Annotated in this window: 5 protein-coding genes and 2 pseudogenes; 4 read left to right on the top strand and 3 right to left on the bottom strand. The window is 37.3% G+C overall.

Annotated elements, in window-relative coordinates; translation table 11 throughout:
- The coding region (locus tag JN080_RS28480; protein WP_256239307.1) for an IS3 family transposase at positions 1-153 on the top strand (153 nt) is incomplete at its 5' end.
- A 137-nt stretch (positions 154-290) separates the two neighbouring features.
- Here the strand turns inward: JN080_RS28480 and JN080_RS28475 are convergent.
- Positions 291-497 carry a hypothetical protein gene (locus JN080_RS28475; RefSeq protein WP_256239306.1) on the bottom strand — a complete coding sequence of 69 codons (207 nt, stop codon included), beginning with the start codon at positions 495-497 and terminating at the stop codon, positions 291-293.
- 104 nt (positions 498-601) lie between these two features.
- Between JN080_RS28475 and JN080_RS28470 the strand changes: the two genes are divergently transcribed.
- The gene (locus JN080_RS28470; protein WP_256239305.1) at positions 602-1,462 is read left to right on the top strand and encodes a peptidylprolyl isomerase; all 861 of its coding nucleotides are present in this window, start codon (positions 602-604) and stop codon (positions 1,460-1,462) included.
- A gap of 280 nt (positions 1,463-1,742) precedes the next feature.
- The gene (locus tag JN080_RS28465) at positions 1,743-1,922 is read left to right on the top strand and encodes a Fur-regulated basic protein FbpA (RefSeq protein WP_256239304.1); all 180 of its coding nucleotides are present in this window, start codon (positions 1,743-1,745) and stop codon (positions 1,920-1,922) included.
- 158 nt (positions 1,923-2,080) lie between these two features.
- Here the strand turns inward: JN080_RS28465 and JN080_RS28460 are convergent, their stop codons facing one another.
- Entirely contained in the window at positions 2,081-2,587 is a 507-nt protein-coding gene (locus JN080_RS28460) for a tyrosine-type recombinase/integrase (protein ID WP_375141806.1), read from the bottom strand.
- An 11-nt stretch (positions 2,588-2,598) separates the two neighbouring features.
- On the opposite strand from JN080_RS28460, the pseudogene JN080_RS28455 reads away from it, so the two are divergent.
- Positions 2,599-2,945 (top strand): annotated as a pseudogene (locus tag JN080_RS28455) (DUF6262 family protein).
- Here JN080_RS28455 and JN080_RS28450 read toward each other — a convergent pair.
- Positions 2,886-3,236: pseudogene (locus JN080_RS28450) on the bottom strand (IS110 family transposase); the annotation flags it as partial. The pseudogenes JN080_RS28455 and JN080_RS28450 overlap by 60 nt on opposite strands.
- Between the last annotated feature and the right edge of the window lie 222 nt (positions 3,237-3,458).

Genomic DNA, 3,458 nt, shown 5'->3' with positions numbered 1-3,458 from the left:
GATGAGGCATATATAAAACCGTGTAATTCTTTAGAAGAACTCAAAAAGGAAATACGAAGTTATATGATCTATTATAACAATTATAGATATCAATGGAATTTAAAGAAGATGACCCCTGTTGAATACAGAAATCATCTTCTCAATGTAGCATAACCTTTTTTAAAAATGTCCTTTACAAAGGGTACACTTTAAAATTCCGGCTAACCTTATATTACGAACGGGGGCTTTAGTTTAACAGTTACGTATAGGACGTAAGCAAATGATAATTCCGGGGGATGACCTGCTCCAACTCAACCTATATGATCTTCAGGCTTGGGGCTGGACGAATAGGCAGTAGCGTCAGCTGATGAAAAAAATAAAAGAATCTTGGAAAATCCCAATTCCTTTTTTATGATTTTTATAGTTGAGTTGAATTCACTATACGAGAATGGCTGTTGAATCTCACCACGCTTGACAGCGTGGTAGAGTTTGTCGATTAATCGTGTCATTTGGTTCACATCTATTTCTCATTTTTATTAATTTATTCCTCATTTTGGTCATGGTTTGTTCATATTTATCCTTTAACATGGACAGAGGTAATTAACAAAATAGGAGTGAAGAAATGAAAAAATGGGTTCTAGCTGGATGCATGATTAGCGCGTTTGTGTTATCTGCGTGCAGCAATACGAATAGCAGTGTGGTCATGAAATCTAGCTCGGGAAATATTTCCCAGGATGAGTTATATCAAGCAATGAAAACAAAATACGGAGCGCAGACTCTCCAGCAGCTTGCTGTAGAAAAAGTGCTGTCCAGTGAATATAAGGTTTCAAAATCAGATATCGATGCCCAAGTGAAAAAAGCGAAGGATCAGCTAGGAGACCAATTTCTTTCCAGTCTCCAACAATATGGATACCAAGATGAAAATGATTTCCGAAATGGCACGGAACTCAATCTTCTAGAGCAAAAAGCCGTGTTTAAAACGATTAAAGTGACCGACAAAGAACTGCAGGATGCATATGCTGCCTATAAACCCGATATTCAAGCCCGTCATATTTTGGTCAACGACGAAAAGACCGCTAAAGATATCGAGACAAAACTGAAGGCGGGCGCGAAATTCGAAGATTTGGCAAAACAATATTCCCAAGATACAGGAAGCGCATCGAAAGGCGGCGACCTTGGTTGGTTCGGCACAGGCACCATGGACCCGGATTTTGAAAAGGCTGCCTTTGCCCTAAAACTAAATCAAATAAGCGCTCCGGTGAAAACGCAATATGGATATCATATCATTCAAGTCACCGGTATTAAACCAAAAGAATCATTCGATAAAGTGAAAAGCACGCTCACTGACCAGGTGAAACAGTCGAAAGTAACCAGTGACATGATCCAGAAGGTGTTAACCGCTGAATTTAAAAAAGCAAATGTCACCATTTCCGATCAAGACCTGAAAAAAGCCTCGGATTTCTCTGCTGCCACAAGTCAATGACAAAAACCCCGCAATTTTTCTTTTGCGGGGTTTTTGATTCATCCTCTTCATCCTTCTCCGTAGCGGTATTCACACCCCACAACTTTTAGACACTGTTAAACTGTTATTATTCATTAACCAAACTGTAAAGAAGATTACCAATTTGTTCTTTTTCTCTAACTAAACTGTAAACAAGATATGATAAAGTAAGTACTGTATCTCCTAGCAAACAGGAAGCCAGCTTTCCTTTTATTAAAGGTGCTGGCTTCTACCATGTATCCTTAAAATGAGGTGTCTGAAAATGAAAAATTCACTTCGATCTGCTGTTCAGTTAAAAAAACAAAAATTAATAAATAAACTAATCAAATTGGGGATTTATAAAAAAGGCAACAAGCATTTTTACGAATTAACTTTGAGTGATCTTGAAAATGAGTGTAAATATATTGAAAGTCTGGTGATAGGAATGAAAAATGGAATCTAAATCCACTTTAATCAAAGAATTCAGCATAACTTCGATAAAGCGTCTGTAATACATGCAGACGATTCTTTGCATTCTCATTATCGTTATAGCCTATATGTTTTACATATATGCAGTTTGTGAAAGGAAACGTCAAGAAAGCAATAAGCTGGTAAGTTTTTTTAATATTTTTTCTCATCAATATACTGCGCTGCGTCATTTTCCTTTTTCATGATTTCCTTCAAATAAATTTCCGTGGTTGTTACTTTCTTATGCCCTAACGTATTTTGGATAAACAAGAGAGGGGCTTCACTTCGATGGGCTTCCTGGGCAAAATAGTGACGAAACCAATGGGGTGTCATGTTTCCTTGTTTGTATTTTATAAAATCAAGATTCGTTTGCTTGATGATATTGGTTACATATTTAGATAAATCTCTAAAATCGTAAGCCTTTCCCCGATTGGTGGTAAATAATGGAGTATCATCAGTTGGGTCTAGATGTGTGAAAAGCCGTTTTCTAACTCTCAATGTTTGGAGTCTCTCGAAAACCAATTTTTTGATCAATGCATGTCGGATTTCATCCCGTTTCCCCTGAACCCTAAGATAATATTCTCCTATTCCGGAATCGTAGTAGAGGTCACACCAACGACCTTGGGCAATCTCCTGTATCCTAAGTCCAGTGGTGGCCAAAAGTGTAAGCAATGCATGATTCAATGGATGTAGAGGAGGCCATTAAACGGATCATACGAGCTAATGAGAGTATTAACTTTAACAGCGTATCAATTGAATCAGGTGTATCGAAAGCAACTCTTACAATAATGTAGATATTCGTGAAAGAATTGAAAAATTAAGGCAGCAACAATCACAAGCACTTACATCAAAACAAGTAAAACGAGAAATAAATGAGAGCAACAAGGATGCATTGATTGAATCACTGAAACGGAAAATCAAGAAATTAGAAAATGATAACAAACAACTTAGGGACCAATTGAAAGTAGCATACGCAGAGGTGATTGGCATCTATGATATCGGTTTTTACTTTACGTAAACTAGAATTCTTTGCTTTATAAGATATGAGTGGATTTACGATAATAATTAAATATCCCCTGTCCTCGAAATATTGAACAACGGGTTTGTGATAGTGTCCAGTTGATTCTAGTACAATCGGAGGGCGTTCTCCTGCCACATCCTCTAATTCTTTTATAAAATCTAATAAACTAGCTAAACCTTCAAGATTATGTTGTACTTTAAAACTCTTTTTATATGGTTTCTTTTTATCCAAGTATGCTTGAACCTGACTTTCACCTTTTGCTACATCCAGACCAATGACTGGACTCATTAAAAACTCCTCCTCCAAAAATAATTACCGGTACCCCTAATTCCTTCCTGTAGTGTCATAGCTTCGCTTGTTATACGAGATCTTAGTCCCAACCAGCCTCAAACATGTTTCTACAAGTAGGGGGTGAACTGTTTTGCGGACGGGATCATGTCCCACGGGCCATACGTTCTACCCCGGCTACAGTAATCATATATCGATATAAAAAATGCTCAACCAGAAATA

This window comes from Bacillus sp. EB600, assembly GCF_024494385.1.
Taxonomy (GTDB): Bacteria; Bacillota; Bacilli; order Bacillales; family Cytobacillaceae; genus JAEVLT01.
This window is presented reverse-complemented; position numbering and strand designations above follow the sequence as displayed.

Coding starts and splice junctions, on each gene's coding strand:
- JN080_RS28470 (WP_256239305.1), top strand. CDS start 602: ATGAAAAAATGGGTTCTAGCTGGATGCATGATTAGCGCGTTTGTGTTA.
- JN080_RS28465 (WP_256239304.1), top strand. CDS start 1,743: ATGAAAAATTCACTTCGATCTGCTGTTCAGTTAAAAAAACAAAAATTA.